The sequence below is a fragment of the Solwaraspora sp. WMMD406 genome, assembly GCF_029626025.1.
Classification (GTDB): Bacteria; Actinomycetota; Actinomycetes; order Mycobacteriales; family Micromonosporaceae; genus Micromonospora_E.
On sequence record NZ_JARUBF010000001.1, the window covers coordinates 3401583 to 3423931 of the forward strand.

The 22349-nt window shown below is 69.7% G+C and carries 17 protein-coding genes and 1 tRNA gene; 10 read left to right on the forward strand and 8 right to left on the reverse strand.

Going from position 1 to position 22349, the window contains the following annotated elements:
* Positions 1 to 16 precede the first annotated feature (16 nt).
* The 3 genes from O7632_RS15265 (at position 17) to O7632_RS15275 (ending at position 4213) form a co-directional block, all read left to right on the forward strand.
* Positions 17 to 1699 (forward strand): extracellular solute-binding protein, encoded by a 1683-nt coding sequence (locus tag O7632_RS15265; RefSeq protein ID WP_278115025.1) that lies wholly within the window; start codon positions 17 to 19, stop codon positions 1697 to 1699.
* Between the two features lie 448 nt (positions 1700 to 2147).
* A complete protein-coding gene (locus tag O7632_RS15270) occupies positions 2148 to 3206 on the forward strand; it encodes an ABC transporter permease subunit (protein WP_278115026.1) in 1059 nt (352 codons plus the stop codon).
* The gene (locus O7632_RS15275) at positions 3203 to 4213 is read left to right on the forward strand and encodes a carbohydrate ABC transporter permease (protein WP_278115027.1); all 1011 of its coding nucleotides are present in this window, start codon (positions 3203 to 3205) and stop codon (positions 4211 to 4213) included. Before O7632_RS15270 ends, O7632_RS15275 begins: the two co-directional genes overlap by 4 nt.
* An 87-nt stretch (positions 4214 to 4300) precedes the next feature.
* On the opposite strand, the gene O7632_RS15280 is transcribed toward O7632_RS15275, so the two are convergent.
* Positions 4301 to 6658 (reverse strand): TIM-barrel domain-containing protein, encoded by a 2358-nt coding sequence (locus O7632_RS15280; protein ID WP_278115028.1) that lies wholly within the window; start codon positions 6656 to 6658, stop codon positions 4301 to 4303.
* 371 nt (positions 6659 to 7029) lie between these two features.
* Between O7632_RS15280 and O7632_RS15285 the strand changes: the two genes are divergently transcribed.
* On the forward strand, positions 7030 to 9375 hold the full coding sequence (locus O7632_RS15285; RefSeq protein WP_278115029.1) for a cellulose binding domain-containing protein: 2346 nt from the start codon (positions 7030 to 7032) through the stop codon (positions 9373 to 9375).
* Between the two features lie 203 nt (positions 9376 to 9578).
* Here O7632_RS15285 and O7632_RS15290 read toward each other — a convergent pair whose 3' ends face one another.
* Positions 9579 to 10637, reverse strand: a complete 1059-nt coding sequence (locus O7632_RS15290) for an LLM class flavin-dependent oxidoreductase (protein ID WP_278115030.1) — start codon at positions 10635 to 10637, stop codon at positions 9579 to 9581.
* Positions 10638 to 10722: 85 nt separating this feature from the next.
* Positions 10723 to 12492: a carbohydrate-binding module family 20 domain-containing protein gene (locus O7632_RS15295; RefSeq protein WP_278115031.1), complete on the reverse strand. Its 1770-nt coding sequence runs from the start codon at positions 12490 to 12492 to the stop codon at positions 10723 to 10725.
* A 193-nt stretch (positions 12493 to 12685) separates the two neighbouring features.
* Here O7632_RS15295 and manD point away from each other — a divergent pair, with 193 nt between their 5' ends.
* Positions 12686 to 13894, forward strand: coding sequence for a D-mannonate dehydratase ManD (manD, locus tag O7632_RS15300; RefSeq protein ID WP_278115032.1), 1209 nt, complete (start codon positions 12686 to 12688; stop codon positions 13892 to 13894).
* Between the two features lie 37 nt (positions 13895 to 13931).
* Here manD and O7632_RS15305 read toward each other — a convergent pair whose 3' ends face one another.
* From O7632_RS15305 to O7632_RS15320, 4 genes are all read right to left on the reverse strand, one after another.
* On the reverse strand, positions 13932 to 14444 hold the full coding sequence (locus O7632_RS15305) for a hypothetical protein (RefSeq protein ID WP_278115033.1): 513 nt from the start codon (positions 14442 to 14444) through the stop codon (positions 13932 to 13934).
* Positions 14377 to 15903 (reverse strand): M48 family metallopeptidase, encoded by a 1527-nt coding sequence (locus tag O7632_RS15310; RefSeq protein ID WP_278115034.1) that lies wholly within the window; start codon positions 15901 to 15903, stop codon positions 14377 to 14379. Before O7632_RS15310 ends, O7632_RS15305 begins: the two co-directional genes overlap by 68 nt.
* Before the next feature lie 4 nt (positions 15904 to 15907).
* On the reverse strand, positions 15908 to 16507 hold the full coding sequence (locus O7632_RS15315; protein WP_278115035.1) for a LemA family protein: 600 nt from the start codon (positions 16505 to 16507) through the stop codon (positions 15908 to 15910).
* 100 nt (positions 16508 to 16607) lie between these two features.
* Positions 16608 to 16766, reverse strand: coding sequence for a hypothetical protein (locus tag O7632_RS15320; protein ID WP_278115036.1), 159 nt, complete (start codon positions 16764 to 16766; stop codon positions 16608 to 16610).
* A gap of 394 nt (positions 16767 to 17160) precedes the next feature.
* Between O7632_RS15320 and O7632_RS15325 the strand changes: the two genes are divergently transcribed.
* On the forward strand, positions 17161 to 17742 hold the full coding sequence (locus tag O7632_RS15325) for a cytochrome P450 (protein WP_278120064.1): 582 nt from the start codon (positions 17161 to 17163) through the stop codon (positions 17740 to 17742).
* A gap of 114 nt (positions 17743 to 17856) precedes the next feature.
* On the opposite strand, the gene O7632_RS15330 is transcribed toward O7632_RS15325, so the two are convergent.
* Positions 17857 to 17930, reverse strand: a tRNA-Leu gene (locus O7632_RS15330).
* 104 nt (positions 17931 to 18034) lie between these two features.
* Between O7632_RS15330 and O7632_RS15335 the strand changes: the two genes are divergently transcribed.
* The 4 genes from O7632_RS15335 to O7632_RS15350 all read left to right on the forward strand — a co-directional run bounded on the left by O7632_RS15335 (position 18035) and on the right by O7632_RS15350 (position 22348).
* Complete coding sequence (locus O7632_RS15335; RefSeq protein ID WP_278115037.1) at positions 18035 to 18664, forward strand: response regulator; 630 nt, start codon at positions 18035 to 18037, stop codon at positions 18662 to 18664.
* A gap of 363 nt (positions 18665 to 19027) precedes the next feature.
* On the forward strand, positions 19028 to 20191 hold the full coding sequence (locus tag O7632_RS15340) for a branched-chain amino acid ABC transporter substrate-binding protein (RefSeq protein WP_278115038.1): 1164 nt from the start codon (positions 19028 to 19030) through the stop codon (positions 20189 to 20191).
* A gap of 100 nt (positions 20192 to 20291) precedes the next feature.
* Positions 20292 to 21242, forward strand: coding sequence for a branched-chain amino acid ABC transporter permease (locus tag O7632_RS15345; protein WP_278115039.1), 951 nt, complete (start codon positions 20292 to 20294; stop codon positions 21240 to 21242).
* Positions 21239 to 22348, forward strand: coding sequence for a branched-chain amino acid ABC transporter permease (locus O7632_RS15350; RefSeq protein ID WP_278115040.1), 1110 nt, complete (start codon positions 21239 to 21241; stop codon positions 22346 to 22348). The genes O7632_RS15345 and O7632_RS15350 overlap by 4 nt, the downstream gene beginning before the upstream one ends.
* The last annotated feature ends 1 nt before the right edge of the window (position 22349 follow it).

The following is a 22349-nucleotide window of genomic DNA, read 5'->3' on the forward strand; positions in this document are numbered from 1 at the left end:
ACGAAGGGAGCGCGCCGTGGATCCATCCCTCGCGAGCGCGGCCACCAACCGACGTCGATTCCTTGGCCTGCTCGGTCTGGGTGCCACCGCGGTAGCCGGTGGTGGACTGCTCTCCGGCTGCAGCCGACCGGCCGGGACCCAGGGCACCGCGACCAACGTCGACGCGATCAGCGCGGTCCTGCCCAAGTACCAACCCCTCGACCTGGTCACCCCGGACATCGCCGGGGTCCGGCCGATCGCCGACGGATACCTCGAGTACCCCGCCCAACTGGTCAAGGCGGTCACCGAGACACCCGGCGCCGGCGGCGAGACGATCAGCGCGATGACCCCGTGGTGGGGCCCGACCCCGCCCGGGATCGACCGCAACACCTACCTGCAGGCGGTGAACGAGCAGCTCGGCGTCCCGGTCGACTTCAGCATCCAGGACGGCAACACGTACGCCGACAAGCTCAGCGCCGCCCTCGGCGCCCGCGACGTACCGGACCTGCTCTGCGCGCCCAACTGGGAGATCGACAAGATCCCGCGCTTCGCCGACGCGGTCTCCACCCTGTTCGAGGACCTGACCGACTACCTGGCCGGCGACGCCGCGCTGGCCTACCCCAACCTGGCCTGCTTCCCGACCGGGGCCTGGCAGTACGCGGTCTGGGGCGGCCGGCTCGCCGCCGTCCCGTGGCCCACCGACGGACCGTTCCCGTACGCGCTGTTCTACCGCAAGGACCTGACCGACACCGCCGGTGTCCAGGCCCCGAAGAACATCGAGGAGCTGTACGAGTTCGGCAAGGCGATGACCGATCCGGGCAACAACGTCTGGGCGTTCGGCTCGGTGTTCAACATGGTGCAGATGTTCTACGGTGTACCCGGTTCCCAGGGCGGTTGGCGTCAGACCGACGGCGGTGGGCTGGAGTTCAAGTACGAGACCGAGGAGTACCGCGAAGCCCTCGAATTCACCACCCGACTGTTCGCCGAGGGACTGGTGCACCCGGACATCGCCGAGAGCCGGGGATCGGCCGACGCCAAGCAGTTGTTCAACAGCGGCCGGATGGTCTGCTACGAGGACGGCATCGGCGCCTGGCGCGGCATGTACTCGGAGCAACGACAGATCACCCCGGCGTACGACATGCGGCCGGTGCCGATCTTCTCGGCCGACGGGCAGGGCGACCCGATCGCCTGGGGTGAGGAGAAGCCGGTCTTCTACACCTTCGTCAAAAAGGGCCTCGGCAAGGAACGGGTCGAGGAGATCCTGCGGGTGCTCAACTGGTGCGCCGCGCCGTTCGGCTCGGAGGAATACCACCTGCGCCAGTACGGCGTCGAAGGCCAGCACCACACCGTCAGCGCCGACGGCAGCCCGGAACTGACCGAGCTCGGCCGCCAGGAAATCGCCGACCAGTACACCTTCATCGTCGGCCGCTACCCGGCGATCGTGCAGACCGCCGACGTACCCGGTTACGTGGAGAGCCTGCTCGCCTACTCCAACGAGACGGTGAAGCACCTGGAGCCCAACCCGTGGGCCGGGATCAAGCTGGAGCTGCCGGCCAACTACTCCCGCGTCGGCCAGCCGACCGAGGACAAGATCCTCGACGTGCTGCGGGGGCGCCGACCGACCAGCGACCTCGACCAGATCACCGAGGAGTGGCGCAGCGGCGGTGGTGACGAGGGGCGCGACTTCTTCCGCAAGGCACTCGAAGACAACGGTCGTTGACAATCCTCCCCGCCCCAACCGACGGGGATTCCCTGGGTCGCCCCAGGGGGTTCCTGCTTCACCGACGACCGCCCCGCCCGAGAGGAGGACTCCCGGTGAGGTCTTACACCGCCTCCACAGGCAGTCACGGAGAGCCCCTCCGCGAGAAGGTTGCGGGCCGCGTCGACGTCCCGGTCGTGGGCCTGCCCGCATCGGCAGGTCCACGACCGGACGGGCAACGGCATCCGCTCGGCCAGTGCGCCGCAGGCGGAGCACGGCCGGGTCGACGGGAACGAGCGGTCCACGACCACCAGGTCCTGCCGGGACCAGACGATGTCCAACGGTGCGGTCATCTTCGCCAGGGTCAGGGCCCGTTTCGCCCAGAAGTTGGTGAACGCGGCCGGTACATCATGTCTTGGCCATTCCCCAACGGAGTCCTGAAGACCGGAGTATCCACGGAAGGAATCCGATGACCTCGGTCGAGACGTCCGTGACCGCCGGCTCCGGTGACGACCAGAGCCGGCGGTCGGCGGACCAGCCCACCCCGGCCGGCGACCGCCGCTCCCGCCGTACCCCGAACAGCCGCCGCACCCGCCGACGGACGGTGCCGCTGCGGGCCCGGCTGCGTCGCGACTGGCCGTTGCTGGCGATGGCGGCCCCGGCCGCGGTGCTGCTGCTGGTCTTCCACTACCTGCCGACCCTGGGCAACGTGATCGCGTTCCAGGACTACAACCCGTGGGTCGGCGACAACGCGTTCGAGGCGTTCGTCTACAGCGAGTGGATCGGCTTCGGCAACTTCGAGACGCTGTTCCGGGATCCGGCGTTCTGGGACGCGGTACTCAACACGTTGACCATCACCGCGTTCCAGTTGGTGTTCTTCTTCCCGCTGCCGATCCTGCTCGCCATCCTGTTGCACAGCATCCTCTCCGGCCGGGTGCGTGGCTTGATTCAGAGCGTGGTCTACCTGCCGCACTTCTTCAGCTGGGTGCTGGTCGTCACGTTCTTCATGCAGATGCTCGGCGGGGCCGGCCTGCTCGCCCAACGCATGCGCGACGCCGGGCTGGAACCGCTGACCATCATGAGCAACCCGGACACCTTCATCGTCCTGGTCACCGCCGAATCGGTGTGGAAGGACGTCGGCTGGGGCGCGATCATCTTCCTCGCCGCGCTCTCCGCGATCGACCAGAACCTGTACGAAGCGGCGGCCGCCGACGGCGCCGGCCGGTGGCGGCGGCTGTGGCACATCACCCTGCCCGGTCTGCGGCCGGTGATCGTCCTGCTGCTGATCCTGCGGCTCGGCGACGCGCTCACCGTCGGCTTCGAGCAGTTCATCCTGCAACGGGAAGCGGTCGGACGGCAGGCCGCCGAAGTGCTCGACACCTACGTCTACTACCAGGCGATCATCCCGCAGCAGTGGGGGATGGGCGCCGCCGCCGGCCTGTTCAAGGGCGTCATCGGGCTGGTCCTGATCATCGCCGCGAACAAGTTCGCCCACCGTCTCGGCGAGCAGGGAGTGTATTCCAAGTGAGCATCGCGACCCAGCTGATCCGGGGCCGGCGCCCGAAGCTCGATCCGACCAACCCCCGTACGGGACCGGGCCGTGGCGGCGGGCGGGGGAGATTCGGCGGGCGGGGCCGACCGGCCCGCCCGGTGTGGGAAGAGGCACCGAGCCCGGTGGGTCAGGGCGTCAAGGCACTCGTCCTGAGCGCGATGGTGCTGGCCGTGCTGTTTCCGCTGTGGTCGGTGCTGGTGACCAGTCTGGCCTCCCGGGAAACGATCAACGCCACCGGTGGCATGGTCGTCGTCCCCCGGGAGATCGACCTGTCGGCATACGTGAACATCTTCTCCGGCGGGCAGATCAGCCGCGCCGTGTGGGTCAGCACCATGGTCACCGTGGTCGGCACCCTGTTCAGCCTGGTGCTGACCGTGCTCGCCGCGTACGGGCTGTCCCGCAAGGATTCGCTCGCCCACCGGCCGCTGTTGTTCCTGTTCCTGCTGACGTTCCTCATCTATCCCGGCATGGTGCCGAGCTACCTGGTGGTCACCGGGCTCGGGCTCAAGAACAGCCTCTGGGCGCTGATCCTGCCCACCGCGATCAGCGTGTTCAACCTGGTGGTGATCCGGGCGTTCTTCATGAACGTGCCCGGTGAGCTGATCGACAGCGCCCGCATCGACGGAGCGGGGGAGTTCCGGATCCTCTGGCAGATCATGCTGCCGCTGTCGAAGGCGGTGATCGCGGTGGTCGGCCTGTTCTACGCCGTCGGCTACTGGAACGCCTACTTCAACGCGGTGCTCTACATCGACGACAACGACAAATGGCCCATCCAGCGGGTGCTGCAGAGCTACATCCTGGCCGGGCAGTCGCCGGCGGTGACCGGAGCGCCGGTGAACATCCCCGGCGTGTCGGCGTACCCGCCGACCCTGGCGGTCAAGATGGCCGTCGTGGTGATCACGGTGCTACCAGCGGTGATCATCTTCCCGTTCGTGCAGCGCCACTTCACCAAGGGCGTGATCACCGGCGCGATCAAGGGCTGACCACGGCCCGGCCGGCCCGGCCCGGCTGATCGGACCGGTCCGGCCGCGCCGGCGAATCGCACCGGCCCGGCCGGGCCGCGAACGCTGTCAGCCGCTGGCGAGCACGGCGGTCGGGACACCGTCAACGGTCCCCATCGGTGCCGGTACACCGTCGATCAGCACCCTGACCGGCGGTTCGGCTCCCGTCACCGGCGGGAACGCGATCCGGCGTACCGGCAGCGGGCCGTCGACCGACGCTCGTACCGTGTCCCCGTCGCGGACCAGCAGCACGACGGTGTCACCGTCGACGTCGCGGATCACCGTCTCGGCGGTCAGACCACCCCAACTCTGCACCGTCACGTCGGTGAACGGGCCGTCCCCGACGGTGTCGCCGACCTCGGTGGTGGCGATCAGCGCACCACGCCGGACGAACAGCGGGATCCGCTCCAGCGGCGTCCGCACCCGCAGATGCCGTCCGCCGGGCCGCACCTCGCCGGTCCAGAAGTCGATCCAGTCGTCGCCGGCCGGCAGGTAGACCTGCCGCTGCCCGTCCGGGTTGATCATCGGGGCGACCAGCAGGTCGGTGCCGAGCCGGTACTCCAACTCGGCGTTCCACGCGGCCGGGTCGTCCGGCGAGTCGACCAGCAACGCCCGCAGCATCGGCGCACCGGTACGGGCGGCGGTCACCGCCGCCGAGTACAGGTAGGGCATCAGCCGGTACCGCAGCCGGATCGCCTCGACCGCCTCGCGGGCGGCGTCGTCGGGAAAGTCCCACGGCAGCCGGCTGGTGGTGCCGTGGAACCGCACCAGCGGCGACAGCGCGCCGAACTGCGCCCAGCGTACGTACAGGTCCGGGGTCGGCGTGCCGTGGAACCCGCCGGCGTCGTGACTCCAGAACGGCATGCCGGACAGGCCGTGCGACAGCCCGCCGCGCAGCGTGCTGGCCAGTCCGGGGTACGTGGCGTTGACGTCCCCGCTCCACTGCGCCGGGTGCCGCTGGCCGCCGAGAAACGACGACCGGGCCCAGACCATGCCGTGCCCGGCGACCTCCCGGGTCACCGCCGCCACCGCGTCGTTGAACAGCAGCGTGTAGACGTTGTGCAGTTCCACGCCGGTCATCCCGTTGTGGGCCACCGCGTCGGCCGGCACCCCTTCGGCGAAGTCGGTCTTGAACACCATCGCGCCCTGGCGCAGCAGGTCACGCAGCAGCCCGGTGAACCACTCGGTGGCCGCCGGATTGGTGAAGTCGACGATGCCGCAGACCGGGTAGGAGCCGTGCCAGACGTCGGCGATGTAGGTGCTGCCGTCGGCCCGGCGCAGGAAGTAGCCGGCCGCGTCGGCCTGCGCGAAGACCGGGCTGCCGGTCATGATGTACGGGTTCATCCAGAGGCTGACCTTGAACCCCTGCTCGGTCAACGTGGCCAGCATGCCGGCCGGGTCCGGGAAGTTGGTGGCGTCCCAGGCCAGGTCCGACCAGGCACCGTCGGCCTGCCAGTAGCAGTCCAGGTGCAGCACGTCGCAGGGGATGCCGCCGGCCCGGATGCGCCGCGCCCGCTCCAGCACCAACTCCTGGGTGTCGACGTAGAAGCCGGACGAGATCCAGGTGCCGAACGCCCACTTCGGTGGCAGCACCGGCCGGCTGGTCAGCTGGTCGTAGCGGTCCAGGATCTCCGACGGGGTGGGTCCGGCGATCACGTAGTAGTCGATCAGGTCGTCCGGCACCAGGATCTGCACGCAGCTGTGTGTCGAGGAACAGATGTCGAACTCGACCGGCATGCCGCTGTCGACCAACACGCCGTACCCCCGGTCGGACAGGTAGAGCGGGACGTTCTTGTGCGAGCGGTCCGACTCGGCACCGAAGGCGTCGAAGTTCCACATCAGCGCCCGCTGCCCGCGTTTGTCCAGCCGGGTGAACTTCTCGCCGAGACCGACGAAGCGTTCGTCGCCGGGGGCGTCGAAGCACTCGTGGTAGGCGGCGACCGCGCCGTCGACCAGGGATCGGCCGAAGGGTAGGGTCCGCAGCCGGCCGCTGATGTCGCGCTCACCGCGGTTCTGGGTGACCAGCAACCTGCCGTCGGCGTCGAGGAAGCGGAGCTGCCAGGGGTCGAGCCGCAGCTCGGCGACCACGCCGCCGGCGTCGATCCGGACCAGGTCACCGTCGGTCGTGACGCGCGCCGGGTGCGCCTGCGGGTGGACCAGCGGCAACGCTCGGGCCGAGCGGCTGCGGGCGTCCGGTGCCGCGCTGAGCCGTACCCGGATCACGCCCTCACCGGCGGCGCTGATCGTCACCGTCAGCGAATCGCCGTCCGTGGTGCTGCCCTTGCAGATCACCCCGGAGCCGTCGGTGTTGACCACCTCGCCCCGCGCCAGCGCGGAGAGACCCTGCTCGCCTGGTGCGCGTACCGGCAGGTCGGGCGGGTCGGCCACGAACGTCTCGTGGGGGACCAGGGGCGGACGGTACGGCATGCGGTCTCCTCGGGGCTGCACGGCGAAAGCTCCCGGGTGGAGCTGCCGGATCGCGGGCGGTTCCTTTAGTTTCTTTGGTAACCCAACAAACTGTCAACGGCGCGCGTAAGTCGTGCGGGTAGGGGTGATCGGACTGTGTCGACGGTCGATCCGATTCGACTCGTGGGCCATGAAACCGCGAATGGTCGACGCGATCCATTGCTCGCGGGAAAGCGGTTGCTTAGCATGAAGCGGCACGGGAGCCGACCCCCGCGACCGCCGTCAGGCGGTCGTCGACCAGCACGGATCACCCACGGCGGACCGATGTTCCTCGGCCGGGCAGCCAGGACGGTCGCCACAAGTGCCGTGCCATCTCCTCCCGGAGTGCACCCATGCGCGATCACCGTCCTCCCTCGACCAGCCGTCCGTCCCGTCGGCGCGTGCTCGCCGTCGCCACCGCCGCGGCCACGGCCGCCAGCGCCGGAATCCTCACCACGATCGTCGCCACCTCGGCCTCGGCCGCCGCCGGCTGCGCCGTCGACTACCGGATCAGCAGCCAGTGGCCAGGTGGCTTCGGCGCCGGCGTCCGGGTGACCAACCTCGGTGACCCCCTCACCTCATGGCGGTTGACCTGGACCTTCGGGTCCGGGCAGACCATCACCCAGGCCTGGAACGCGACCGTGTCGCAGAGCGGTGCCCAGGTCACCGCCGACAACGTCGGCTACAACGGCAACCTCGGCACCAACGCCAGCACCGAGTTCGGGTTCAACGGTGCCTGGACCGGCGGCAACCCGGTGCCGGCGAGCTTCGCGCTGAACGGCACCACCTGCACCGGCGGCGTCGCACCGACCACCGGCGTACCGACCACCGCCCCACCACCCACGACGGCACCGCCGCCGACGACGGCCCCACCACCGACCACGGCCCCGCCCACGACCGCCCCACCACCGACGACGGCACCACCGCCGACGACCCCGCCGCCCGGGCCGGGGGCGAAACAAATGGAGAACCTCGACCGTGGCGTGATCAGCGTCCGGTCCGGCTCCGGCAACCTGGTCTCCTGGCGGCTGCTCGGCACCGAAGCCGCCGCCACCGGCTTTCACGTCTACCGGGGTACCACCCGGTTGACGTCCGCGCCGATCACCACCTCGACCAACTACTACGACGCCGGAGCCGCCACCAGCGCCAGCTACACGGTGCGGGCCGTGGTCGACGGCGTCGAGCAGCCGGCGTCACCGGCGTCGCTGACCTTCGCCAACGGCTACCTCGACGTGCCGCTGCAGGTGCCGTCCGGCGGCACCACGCCGTCGGGGGAGTGGTACAGCTACTCGGCCAACGACGCCAGCGTCGGTGACCTCGACGGCGACGGCCGGTACGAGATCGTCCTCAAATGGGACCCGTCCAACGCCAAGGACAACTCCCAGTCCGGCTACACCGGCAACGTCTACGTCGACGCGTACGAACTGACCGGCACCCGGCTGTGGCGGATCGACCTGGGACGCAATATCCGGGCCGGCGCCCACTACACCCAGTTCCAGGTGTACGACTACGACGGTGACGGCCGGGCCGAGGTGGCGATGAAGACCGCCGACGGCACCCGCGACGGCCGGGGTACGGTGATCGGCTCCGCCAGCGCCGACTACCGCAACTCGTCCGGCTACGTGCTGTCCGGGCCGGAATTCCTGACCATGTTCAACGGTCAGACCGGCGCGGCGATGTCCACCGTCAACTACGTACCGGCCCGGGGCACCGTGTCGTCGTGGGGCGACTCGTACGGCAACCGGGTGGACCGCTTCCTGGCCGGTACGGCGTACCTGGACGGTCAGCGTCCGTCGCTGATCATGTCGCGCGGCTACTACACCCGTACCGTCATCGCCGCCTGGGACTTCCGTGGCGGCGGCCTGAGCCAGCGGTGGGTGTTCGACTCCAACTCCGCCGGCAACGGCGGGTACGCCGGGCAGGGCAACCATTCGCTGTCCGTCGCCGACGTCGACCGCGACGGCCGTGACGAGATCGTCTTCGGTGGCGCCACCATCGACGACAACGGCCGTGGTCTGTGGAACACCAGCCTCAACCACGGCGACGCCGGTCACGTCGGCGACCTCGACCCGGCCCGGGCCGGACTGGAGTACTTCAAGATCCAGGAGGACGGCGGCAAGCCGTCGTCGGCGCTGATCGACGCGCGTACCGGCCAGATCATCTGGCAGACCCCGACCGGTGGCGACAACGGCCGGGGCGTGTCGGCGGACATCTGGGCCGGCAGTGCCGGGGCCGAGTCCTGGTCGTCGGCGGTCAACGAGTTGCGCTCGCCATGGGGTGGCAACGTCGGGCGCAAGCCGTCGTCGGCCAACTTCGTCATCTGGTGGGACGGCGACCCGGTCCGGGAGTTGCTCGACCAGACCCGGATCGACAAGTACGGCACCTCCGGCGACACCCGGTTGCTCACTGGTTCCGGGGTGGCGTCCAACAACGGGACCAAGGCGACCCCGGCGTTGTCGGCCGACCTGTTCGGCGACTGGCGCGAGGAGGCGATCTGGCGGACGTCGGACTCGAGCGCGCTGCGCATCCACGCCACCACCCACTCGACGGACCGGCGTATCCACACGCTGATGCACGACGCGCAGTACCGGGTGGCGATCGCCTGGCAGAACACCGCCTACAACCAGCCGCCCCATCCGTCGTTCTTCATCGGCGACAACATGGCGACCCCGCCGCAGCCCAACGTCTATCTGCGCTGATCATCGGCGGCTGCCCGGGGCGGGAAAGACGTTGGCGGGGGACCGGAACCCAGTCCCCCGCCAACGGACGCGACGACATCCACCCCACGCGTGATCTCGTGCGTCGAACCATCACCTGAGTAGACGATATCCGGCGAGCCGTCGCCTACCGGTGACCAGCTGATGAAGCTGTTGTTTCACGCAATTGATCATCGTGGTTGGTTTCAGCTGGTGCCGGGGCCGCCCGTCCCGGTGGTGACACTGCCAGCCGTGGTGTCCCCGCCAGCCGTGGTGTCCCCGGCCATGGCCTCCGCGACGAGCTCGAAGGAACGCACCCGGTCGGCGACGTCGTAGACGAACGTGGTCAGCATCAGCTCGTCGGCGCCGGTGCGCTCGGCAAGCTCGGTCAACGCCCGCCGGACGGTGGCCGGCGAGCCGAGCGCCTGCCCGTCGTGGCGCTGCCGGACGAAATCGCGTTCCAGATCGGTGTACGGGTAGGCCGCCGCCTCCTCCGGGCTGACCAGTGACTCGGGCCGTCCGGCGCGCAGCCGCAGGAACGCCAGTCCGGACGGGCCGGACAACCACTCGGCCCGCGCGTCGGTGTCGGCGCAGATCACGTTGACCGCCACCATCGCGTACGGCTCGTCGAGCCAGACCGAGGGGCGGAAGTGCTGGCGGTAGAGGGCCAGCGCCGGCAGGGTGTTCGCCGGGCTGAAGTGGTGCGCGAACGAGAACGGAAGACCCAGCGTGCCGGCCAGTTGGGCGCTGAACCCGCTGGACCCGAGCAGCCAGATCGCCGGCATCTGCCCGGCGCCCGGAGTGGCCCTGATCGGCCCCGGGTCACCGCGAAAGTAGCTGATCAGGGTGGCCAGCTCCTGCGGGAACGCCTCGGCGTTCAGCCCGGCCATCGTCCGGCGCAGGGCCAGCGCGGTGGCCTGGTCGGTGCCGGGAGCACGGCCGATGCCCAGGTCGATACGGTCCGGGTGCAGCGCCTGCAAGGTGCCGAACTGCTCGGCGACCACCAGCGGCGCGTGGTTGGGCAGCATCACCCCGCCGGAACCGATCCGGATCGTCGAGGTGGCGGCCGCCAGGTGGGCGAGCAGTACGGCCGGCGCGGAGCTGGCGATACCGGGCATGTTGTGGTGCTCGGCCACCCAGAACCGCCGGTAGCCGAGCTGCTCGACCCGGCGGGCCAGGGTGGTGGTGTGCTGGAGCGCCTCACGGGTGGTGCCACTGGCGGCGACCGGGGCGAGGTCGAGGACGGAGAGCGGTACGTCGGTCACACTCCTGCCCAACCCGGCACCCGGTCGCGATCTTCCCGTCCGTACGGGCCGGGTCGAGCTTCCGGTCCGTACGGACGGGTCGAGGTCAGTTTCGCCAGGTGTCGGTGAGGGTGACGGTCCCGCTGGCCGGCGTGGTGCCGGTCCGGTTGCCGCCACTTTCCCAGGTGACGGTGCCGTCGGCGTTCTTGCGCAGGTACTTGTAGCCGAAGGTGGTGCCGGCGGGCAGGCTGACCGTGCCGCGCCACACCGGGTAGCCGGCCGACGACAGCGGCACCGCCCGGGCCGGGTCCCAGCCGCCGAGCGCGCCGTGGTCGCCGACGACGAAGATGTTCTGGCCCCAGACGGTGGTGGCGGTCACCGCGAACGCCGCCGAGCTGGGTCCGGTCGACGGCGCCGGGCTGGTGCCCGGGCCGCCGGCACCGACGTGGACGGCCAGCGCGTCGTTCGGGCCGACGCTGGCGGTGAACCGGCCGGCGGTGTTCACCGTCACCGTCGGCCCGGTGCAGCCGCCGCCGGAGGTGGGGTCACCGTGCTGTACGTCGCAGTAGGTGCCGGCCGGCAGCGACGTCTGGAAGGTCCGGGTCAACGTCGACCCTTCCTTGTTGATCACCACGAACGCCCGGTCACCCCGACCGAAGGCGATCTGGTCGTTGCCGTTGTCCCACCAGTCGACCACGCCGGTGCCGTGCGCGGCGGTGCGGAACTTCACCATGTTGGCGATCTGCCGCCACTTGTGCTGGCAGCGCCAGCCGTCGGCGTAGCAGGCGACGACCGTACCGCCGTTGGGGGGTCCGGCGTCGAAGTCGCTGAACTCGTAGCCGGAGTGCACGTGGGGTGCGCCGTAGTTCCAGGCCAGGGTGAAGACGCTGGCCAGGGTGTAGGTGGCACCGTTCTTGTAGTTGAGGGTGTCGCCGACGCGTTCGGTGTCGTGGTTGTCGACGAAGACCCCGGCCTGGCCACTCGGCAGGTAACCCCAGCTCGGGCCGATGGTGCGCAGATAGGCCAGGCGTTCGTCGAGGAAGATCCGGCGCAGGTCGCGGGCGTAGCGGAACTCCTGCACGTCGCCGGTGCCGGTGTATTCGCCCGGCTGCACCGCCTCGCCCGCGCCGTGGATGACCTCCTGGATCCAGTACGCGTTCGGGTTGCTCATCTTCGACCGGATGGCCGCCAGGTCGGCGGCGGCGATGTGCTTGGCCGCGTCGATCCGGAAGCCGTCGACGCCGAGCGCGAGCAGGTCCGACAGGTACGCGGCGATCCGGTTGCGGACGTACTCGGTGCCGGTGTGCAGGTCGGCGAGGTCGACCAGTTCGCATTCCTGGACGTCGTAGCGGTTGCGGTAGTCGCTGATCCTGGTCCGGCAGGAGTGGAAGTCCTGCGCCTGGTAGACGCCGGGGTAGTGGTACTTGGCGTAGGTGGTGCCGCCGGTGCCGGTGCCCGAGCCGGCGCTCATGTGGTTGATCACCGCGTCGACGATCACCTTGACGCCGGCGGCGTGACAGGTGTCCACCATCGCCTTGAACGCGGTCCGGCCGCCGAGCCGGCCGGCGATGGTGTAGCTGACCGGCTGGTACTGGGTCCACCACTGGCTGCCCTGGATGTGTTCCTGGGGTGGGGAGACCTGGACGTAGCCGTAGCCCAGCGGGCCGAGGGTGTCGCGGCATTCCCGGGCTACGGAGTCGAAGCGCCAGGAGAACAGGACGGCGGTGACGTCCTTGGTGCCCTGTGGTGCGGCCTCGGCGGACGAGGTGCGGGTCACCGCGCCGGCGGTGACCGCGCCGACGCTCAGGACCAGGGTGAGTACGGCGAGCCCGGTGAGCCACCGGCGGGGCCGAGCACGGCCCGGGGTATGGACCATGGCGTTCCTCCTGGGGACGGGGTGATGGTCTTCTCCGTGGGTTTCACTTCTTGCTGTAAAGCTGTTGAAACTTGCTGGAAATCCTTGCGACAAAAGCTAGACATCGACGAACGCCACGTCAAGAGATCGCAACGGCTAGCCTCGGCGGCGGGTGCGCGGCAGCGGGCCGGCGCCGCAGAACGAGGAGACACCGATGCGGATCGTGGACGCCCGGGTGATCGTGACCTGCCCGGGACGCAACTTCGTCACGCTGAAGATCACCACGTCCGACGGCGTGACCGGCATCGGCGACGCGACCCTCAACGGGCGCGAACTCGCCGTCGCCAGCTATCTCACCGACCACGTCGTCCCCACCCTGATCGGCCGGGACGCGGCGCGGATCGAGGACACCTGGCAGTACCTCTACCGTGGGGCGTACTGGCGCCGTGGGCCGGTGACGATGAGCGCCATCGCCGCCGTCGACACCGCACTGTGGGACATCAAAGGCAAGGTCGCCGGGCTACCCGTCTACCAGCTGCTCGGCGGCCGGTGCCGCGACGGCGTGACCGTCTACGGCCACGCCAACGGCGAGACCGTCCCCGACGTGCTCGCCGAGGTGGCCCGCTACGTCGACCTCGGCTACCGCGCCGTACGGGTGCAGACCGCCGTACCCGGCCTACCGGCGACGTACGGGGTCGGCAAGGACCGGATGTTCTACGAGCCGGCCGACGCCGCCATCCCGACCGAGACCACCTGGTCCACCGAGCGCTACCTGGTGCACACCCCGAAGGTCTTCGCGGCGGTACGCGACGAGTTCGGCCCGCACCTGCGACTGCTGCACGACGTCCACCACCGGCTCACCCCGATCGAGGCGGCCCGGCTCGGCAAGGACCTCGAACCGTACCGGCTGACCTGGATGGAGGATCCGGTGCCGGCCGAGCTGCAGGAGGGCTTCCGGCTCATCCGCCAGCACACCACCACGCCGATCGCGGTCGGCGAGGTCTTCAACTCCATCTTCGACTGCCAGCAGCTGATCAAGGAACAGCTGATCGACTACGTCCGGACCACAGTGGTGCGCGCTGGCGGGATCAGCCACCTGCGGCGGATCTTCGACCTGGCCGCGCTGCACCACGTGCGCAGCGGCTCGCACGGTGCCACCGACCTGTCGCCGGTCTGCATGGCCGCCGCGCTGCACGTCGACCTGAGCATTCCCAACTTCGGGCTGCAGGAGTACATGCGGCACACCGAGGCCACCGACGAGGTCTTCCCGCACTCCTACCACTTCGCCGACGGCTACCTGCACCCGGGCGAGGAACCTGGTCTCGGCGTCGACATCGACGAGGAGGCGGCCGCCCGCTACCCGTACACGCCGGCGTCGTTGCCGGTCAACCGGCTCACCGACGGGTCGATGCACAACTGGTGAACAGGCCCGGGCGCGCCGCCGCCGGTTTCGGGACGACTCACCCCGGTACCGGCAGCGGCGGCAGCGGGCTGTGCAGGATCAGGCAGATGGTGCGCAGCAACTCCACCTCCGGCACGGTCGTCAGCCCGTCCTCGCTGATCACCACGACCGCGCCGGCCACCAGCCGGGACTTCTCCGCTGGTCGCAGGCCGTCGAGCTCGGGCCAGACCGACTCCAGTTCCAACACCCCGCCGGCGGGTACGGTGAACCGCGCCTCGGTACCAGGCAGCGTGTGCGCCACGCCGGCGGCGAAGGCCCGTCGCGCCGCCTCCGGATCCGAGTGCCCGACCCGCGCCAGGATGCCGAACAGCGTCAGCACCGACTGTCGCGCGTCGCGCAGCGTGCGTCGGCCGGTGCCGGGCCGTGTCGTCGGCGACGACGACTCCCGGAGTTCGTCGCCGACCAGCCGCGACAGGCAGTACTCGAAGACGCTGATCCGTCCGTCAGCCCGTACCAGGGTGGCCATCGCGTCGGCGACCGCGTCCCGCTCGGCTGCGGAACGGCGGGTCAACGCCGGGAAGGCGACCTCGGCCAGCGGTAGCCGCAGCAGGGGATGCAGATCCGCGACGGCGTGACCGGCCCGCCAGCTGGCGTCGGCCAGCGGCCTGCCGTGTCGTTGGCCGATCTCCGCGTGCTGGCGGGCCCGGACCTGGGGTTGCGTGGAGAGGAGCAACCCGAGGACGAGCGGTACGACGGCGTCCGGGTCGGCGGGCCTGATCGAGCAGGTCGGCGGGGATGCGGGCGAGCAGGTCGGCGGCGTGCGGATACGCGGACGGTGGTGCGGCACCGATCCGGTCGACGACCTCGACCGGGTCGACCGGGACCCGGGCCTCCGGATCGGGCAGGGCCCCGCCGCGCCCCGCCGGGGCGGCTCCAGCGGCTCCGGCCGTACCGTCGATGGTCAGACCGCCATGGGTGAGCCCCAGCGCCCGGTCCTCGGCCAGACCCGACGGCGGGTTCGCCGCCCATCGCCGGGTGAGCGCGGAGAGTTCGGCCGGGTCGAAGCTGGGATCGAGCGCCGTGATCCGGTCCACGATCGGCGGGTGGGTGGCGAACAGCGCGGTGAACCGGGACCCGGAGCCGAACAGCATGTGGCCGACCTCTTCGGTCTTCGGGCTGCCCAGCGCAGAACCGGCCGGCAGGCCGCCGATCTTCTTCAACGCGCCGGCCAGCCCGGCGGTCTGCCGGGTGAACTGCACGGCTGAGGCGTCGGCGAGATACTCGCGCTGCCGGGAGACCGACGCCTTGATCATCCGGCCGACCAGGACACCGACGTAACCGGCGACGATCATGGCCAACCCGACCAGCGCCAGCGGGTTACGGCTGTCGTTGCTGTTGCGGGACCGGCCGCCGGAGACGAGACCGCCGCGCAGCATGCCGCGCCCGATCACGGCCAGGAACAGGATGCCGAACAGCAACCCCATCAGCCGGATGTTGAGCCGCATGTCGCCGTTGACCACGTGGCTGAACTCGTGGGCGATCACCCCTTGCAACTCGTCGCGGTTGAGCCGCTCCAACGCCCCCCGGGTGACCGCGATCGCCGCGTCCGAGGTGGACCAACCGGCGGCGAAGGCGTTGATGCCCTCCTCGCCGGGCAGCAGGTAGACCTCCGGCACCGGAACCCCGGAGGCGATCGAGATCTCCTCCACCACGTTGCGCAGTCGGCGCAGCTGCGGATCGGTGGTGTCCGACGGCACCAGCACACCACCGAGTTCGCGGGCCACCCGGCCACCGCCGCCGCGCAGCGCCACGCTGCGCACCAACGCGGCCAGCCCGATCACCGCGACGGTGACCAGACTGGTCACCGTGAGCAGGCCGGCGAGCCCCGCCGGCGACATCGACAAACCGTCGAATCCGATCAGGACGGCCAGGTCGACCACGGCGACGATGCCGACCACGGCGAGGACGAACAGCGCGACCAACCGGGCCGAGACACGGCGTACCTGGCGTTGGCGTTCGAAGAAGTTCATGCGGTCAGAAGGTCACCCGGGGTGCCTGCCGCTGCTGCGGATCCTCGGCCTCGAACAGTGCCGCCGGCGCGAACGAGAACATGTTCGCCACCATGCTGGCCGGGAAGCGTTCCCGCTTGTTGTTGTAGGACATCACCGCGTCGTTGTACGCCTGGCGGGCGAAGGCCACCCGGTTCTCGGTGGAGGTCAGCTCCTCGGTCAACTGCGCCATGTTCTGGTTGGCCTTGAGATCCGGGTATGCCTCGGCGAGCGCGAACAGGCGCCCCAGACTCTGGGTCAGGACGTTCTCTGCCCCGGCGAGCTGCCCCATGGCCGCCGGGTCGCCCGGCCGACCGGCGGCGGCGGACTGCGCGTCGACCGCGCCGCTGCGCGCCGCGATTACGGCCTCCAGGGTCTCCCGCTCGTGTTTCAGGTAGCCCTTGGCGACTTCGACCAGGTTGGGGACGAGGTCGTGCCGGCGGGTGAGCTGGACGTCGATCTGCGCGAAGGCGTTGCGCAAGGCGTTGCGGGCGGTGACCAACCCGTTGTGGACGGCGACGCCGTACGCCACCAAACCCACCACGACTATAAGAATTAGACAAAAGAGGGCAATGACGACTTCCATCTCTCCTGCTTCCCTGCTTCGGTCGGGCCGCGTAACGCGCTCGGATGCCGCCGCTGACCGGTTCCGAGCCTACGCCACCTGCGCGAATGCTGACCGCCGGTCAGGTCCGGCTCCGACCACGGTCCAGCAGCAGGAGCACGACCGCGACCGCCAGCCCGACGAGGCCGATGACCAGCAGGATCCGCAGTGCCTCCAGCACCGCGCCGAGCAGCAGCAGGACGACGGCGACGACGCCGATCGCGATGAGCAGGGTCCGCATGGACGACCTCCCGGTTGCGGCGGGCGAGTACCCGCTGTCCCATCGTTCCCACATGTGACCAGGCTGAACCCGAGGGCGCATCCGGGCGGTGGCGGTGACCTCTGCCGTGCGGGCGTCGGATGTGGTTACGGGTCGGCTGGGTCAGGGGGTCCGCCGGGGTCAATGGGTCGGCACGGACGGACCGTCGGTGCCCGCGCGGCTGCCGGCCGCCCCACCTCGATCGCCGCCGTCCGTACTCCTCGCACGTCCGTGGAAGAGGCCGGGCCGGTCAGTCAGCTGGCCGTTCGTCGTGGACCACCTCCTGGACGATATCGCGACCAGTCCCGATCTCGGTCCGGCGCTCACCCGCAGCGAACTGCGGACGCTGCTCGTCACCGGTCACGACACCACGGCCGTGGCGGCCGGCTGGTGCCTGGAGCGGCCTGTACGTACGCCGTCGGTCCGCACGGGTGCGGGCGTTCGGCCAGAGCGCGGATTTCCGCCCGGTGATCCGCGAGACGCTACGCCTACGCCCGGTCATTCCGGTCCTGACCCGGACGCTGCCCGTGCCGGTCTCCACCGATCGCTGCCCGTGCCGGTCTCCACCGATCGCGGCGCGCTGCCGACCGGGGCCCGGATCGGTGTGTCCGCGTGGTCGTTGCAGCGTGACCCTCGCCTGTATCCGGACCCGCTCGTCTTCCGACCCACCAGGTTCGCGGTCGGCACGCCGCTGGCCGACCGGTGGCTGCCGTTCGCGGGGGTGACCGTCGCTGCCTCGGGGAGGAGTCCGCCGTCGTCACGGTCGCGGCGGTGCTGCGGGCGGTGTTCGCCCGTTTTCACGTCGTGGCCGGCGACCCCGGCCCGGCGACCCCGGCCCGGCGACCCCGGCCCGGCGACCCCGGCCCGGCGACCCCGGCCCGGCGACCCCGGCCCGGCGACCCCGGCCCGGTCCATCATGGTGGTGCCCGGCGACGGGGTGCCTGCGCACCTGCGCTGACGGTGCCACTTCGCAGGTCAGAGAGCCGGGGCGGCACCGGCAGTCGACGAACGAACGCGTCCCCGGCGACTGGTGCCGCCGGGGACGCGGGAAGGTCCTTAACCTCTTAGGCCGTGCCCCCGGTGGGATTCGAACCCACACTGTCGGAGGTTTGAGCTCCGCCTCTCTACCGGTTGGAGTACGGGGACTTTGTCGGGTCTGGGGCCTGGCTCCGCTTAGCGTACCCACTACGCTGATGGCGGCGACACCCAACCCGGGGGTGTCGGGTGGCAAGCGTTGGGGGTAGGGGTCCGTGGCCGACACGCAGGCGGGTGCCGAGCGCAGGCGAGTGCTGATAGCTGAGGACGAGGCGCTGATCCGGCTCGATCTAGCGGAGATGCTCGTCGAGGAGGGCTACGACGTCGTCGGCGAGGCCGGAGACGGCGAGACCGCCGTCCGGCTCGCCGAGGAACTCAAGCCCGATCTGGTGATCCTCGACATCAAGATGCCGATCATGGATGGGCTGGCGGCGGCCGAACGGATCGCCGGTGGGCGGATCGCCCCAGTGGTGATTCTCACCGCGTTCAGCCAGCGCGACCTGGTCGAGCGGGCCCGGGCGGCCGGCGCGATGGCGTACCTGGTCAAGCCGTTCCAGAAGAGCGATCTGGTTCCCGCGATCGAGATCGCGCTGTCCCGCTACGCCGAGCTGTCCGCGCTGGAGTCCGAGGTGGCCGGGCTGACCGACCGCCTGGAGACCCGCAAGGTCGTCGAACGGGCCAAGGGCATGCTGATGACCTCGTACGGCATGACCGAGCCGCAGGCCTTCAAGTGGATTCAGCGGATGGCCATGGACCACCGGATGACCATGCGCGACGTCGCGGAACGGATCCTCGCCGAGACGCCGGGCGACGCCGCTGGTCAGCCCGACACCCCGCAGAGCTAGCCAGGGCTGTCCCCCGGCGCGGGGCGGCCCACCGAGACCGACCCACCGAGACCGGCCCACCTGCGGGTGCGATCGGCGCGGCCGCGTGTCCGGCGCGGGTCGTGCGCGCCGTCTCCGGCTCCGTCGGGGTGCCCGACGCCGGACAAACGCGGTGTTGGCGCGACGGGTGTTACAGCCAGACGGGCGATCATGCCACGCTACGTAACGTTTTTGTCAACGGCCCATCCCGGACCTTACGGCGTGCCCGGTAGGTGGGATAACGTCCCGCCCCAAGGCCGGGATAGCGGCTGGGTGCGTGCTTCCCGCAAGAGCCAATCGGCAGTGGGTGGTTCGGGCCAATTGGATCTAGGAGGGTTTCGAGCCTTGAAGCGTAGTCTTGTACGCGTGCTCGGCGGCGTCGCCATGATGGCGCTCGTCGCGGGCGGCGCCGCCTGTGGCAACGGCGACGGCGACACCACGGAAGCTGGCGGCGATGCGTGCGGTAACAAGATCGCCTTTTTCGGGGCGCTGACCGGTCCGTCGGCGGCGCTCGGTATCAACGAGAACAACGGTGTCGCGCTCGCCGTCGAGCAGTACAACGAGGCGAACCCGGACTGCACCGTGGAACTGGTCGGCCTGGACTCGCAGGGCAGCCCGGACCAGGCCCCTGGTCTGGCGCAGCGGGCCATCGACGACGAGAAGATGCTCGGCATCGTCGGCCCGGCCTACTCGGGTGAGTCGGAGGCGGCCGGCCCGCTGTTCGCCGAGGCCGGTCTGGTCACCATCACTCCGTCGGCGACCCGGCCGAGCCTGGCCGACCAGGGCTGGCCGACCTTCTTCCGGGGCGTCGGCAACGACCTGAGCCAGGGTCCGGCCGCCGGTGTCTACATCCGTGACGTGCTGGGCGCGCAGCGGGTCTTCGTCATCGACGACCAGTCGGCGTACGGCGCGGGCCTGGCCGACGAGGTCAAGAAGGTCCTCGGCGACCTGGTCGTCGATTCGGACAAGGTGCAGGGCGAGGGCAAGCAGGTCGACTTCTCCGCCACGGTGACCAAGGTGCGTTCCGCCAACGCGGACGCGGTCTTCTTCGGTGGTTACTACCAGGAAGCCGGTCTGATTCGTAAGCAGCTCACCGATGCCGGCATCACCGCGACCATGGTCGCCGGTGACGGTGTCAACGACCCGGCCTTCGTGACCTCCGCCGGTGCGGCGGCGGCCGAGGGCACCATCCTGACCTGCCCGTGCCAGCCGGCGACCGAGGCTCGGGGCAGCTTCGCCGCCGACTTCGAGGCGCTGCACGGCACCGCGCCGGGCACCTACAGCGACACCGCCTACGACGCGGCGAACATCCTGCTCGAGGGCATCAAGGAAGGCAACACCACCCGCGAGGCGCTGCTCGAGTGGGTGAAGAACTACGAGGGCGAGGGCGTCGCCGCCAGCTACAAGTTCGACGACAAGGGCGAGATGGACGCGGCGCAGGTCGTCGTCTGGGCCTTCAAGGTCGTCAACGGCGAGGTCACGCCGGACCAGGAGATCCCCAAGCCCTGATCTTCCGATCGGCGAGATCAGCTCTTAAGCGGGTGCGGCCGGGAGTTCGCGCTCCCGGCCGCACCCGACTCTTTTCCCAGCCCTCGATGGAGCATCCTCCTTGAACGTCAACGGACTGCTCTCGAACTTCGGAGAGCTCACCACGACCGGCTTGACGCAGGGCGCCATCTATGCCCTGGTCGCGCTGGGGTACACGCTGGTCTACGGCGTGCTGCGTCTCATCAACTTCGCCCACTCCGAGGTCTTCATCGCGGGCGCGTTCGCCGCCTTGTGGACCTGGGGAGCCTTCGGCCTGACCCAGAACTCCGTGGTCAGCGGCGTGGGCCCGATCATCTTCTACTTCCTGATCGCGCTGGTCGCCGCCGGGATAGCCTCGGCGGCCACCGCGACGGTCATCGAACGGGTGGCGTACCGGCCGTTGCGTAAGCGCAACGCGCCACCGCTGGCCTTCCTGATCACCGCGATCGGCGCGTCCATCGTGCTGGCCGAAGCCTTCGGTGTCTACACGCGGCGGTTGCCGCAGGGTTTGCCGAGCATCGTCAGCAACAGTCCGCTGTTCGAGGTCGCCGGAGTACCGATCACCACGGTGCAGTTGCTGACCGTCGTCGCGGCTCTGGTGATGATGATCGGCCTCGACTTCTTCATCAACCGCAGCCGGATCGGCCGTGGGGTCCGAGCGGTCGCCCAGGACCCGAACACCGCCGCGCTGATGGGGGTGAACAAGGACCGGATCATCATGATCATTTTCATTCTGGGTGGCGTGATGGCCGGCGTCGCCGGAGTGCTCTACAACATCCGCATCGGTGTGCTCACCTACAGCGTCGGCTTCCTGCTCGGCCTCAAGGCGTTCACGGCGGCCGTACTCGGCGGAATCGGCAACCTGCGCGGCGCGCTGGTCGGCGGCTTCCTGCTCGGCGTCGTGGAGAACTACGCCTCCGGCTTGTTCGGTACGCAGTGGAAGGACTTCGTGGCCTTCGCCGTCCTGGTCGTCCTGCTGATGTTCCGCCCGACCGGTCTGCTCGGCGAGTCGTTGGGGAGGGCACGGGTATGACGAGCGTGCGAGGCAAGCTGCACGACGTGCGCGGCCAGATTTCCGATCGTTGGCACCACATGCCGAAGTGGGCCCGCTGGGCGTTGATCGCCGCGGTGGTGGTCTTCTTCTACGCCCTGCCCAACGAGGGCTTCTACCAGTACCTCGGTCCGATCCCGACCACCGAGTCGAACTTCGCCCAGGTGCTGTTCACCGTCTCGATCTACGTCCTGCTGGCGGTCGGACTGAACATCGTGGTCGGTTTCGCCGGCCTGCTCGACCTCGGCTACTTCGGCTTCTTCGCCGTCGGGGCCTACACCGTGGCGGTGCTCACCTCGCCCAGCAGCGACCTCCAGACGCTGTGGCAGTGGGAGGTGGCGCTACCGTTGGCCATCGGCATCACCATGATCTCCGGCCTGATGCTCGGCATGCCGACCCTGCGGCTACGCGGCGACTACCTGGCGATCGTCACCCTCGGCTTCGCCGAAATGATCCGGATCGCGGCGGTCAGCTCCGAATTCCTCAAGGGACAGCGCGGGCTCAACCAGATCCCGCACCCGCCCGGCGAGTACGCCGACGGCAAGCCGGTCTTCGGCGTCCTGGACGCCCGCCCGTACTACTGGCTGGTACTCACCGTGATCATCGTGGTGGTGATCCTGGTCGGCAACCTCAGCCGTAGCCGGGTCGGCCGGGCCTGGGTCTCGATCCGGGAGGACGAGGACGCCGCCCAGCTGATGGGCGTGCCGACCTTCAAGTTCAAGCTGTGGGCATTCGCCATGGGCGCGGCGATCGGCGGGCTCGCCGGTGCGCTCTTCGCCGGCAAGCAGAACTTCGTCAGCTCGCAGAACTTCGAACTGCTCAACTCGATCATCATCCTGGCGGCGGTGATCCTCGGCGGTTCCGGCAACATCGTCGGCGCGATCGTCGGTGGCGGCCTCGTGGCGTACCTGATCGAACGCTTCCGGGGTATCGAGCTGTTCGGCGTCGAGCTCTACGAGTACCGGTTCCTGGTCTTCGGGCTCACCCTCGTGGTGATGATGATCTTCCGACCACAGGGCCTGATCGCCAGCCGGCGACGAGCCGCCGAGTTCAAGGACCGCCGTAAGGAGGTGGCCGTCGGTGGCTGAC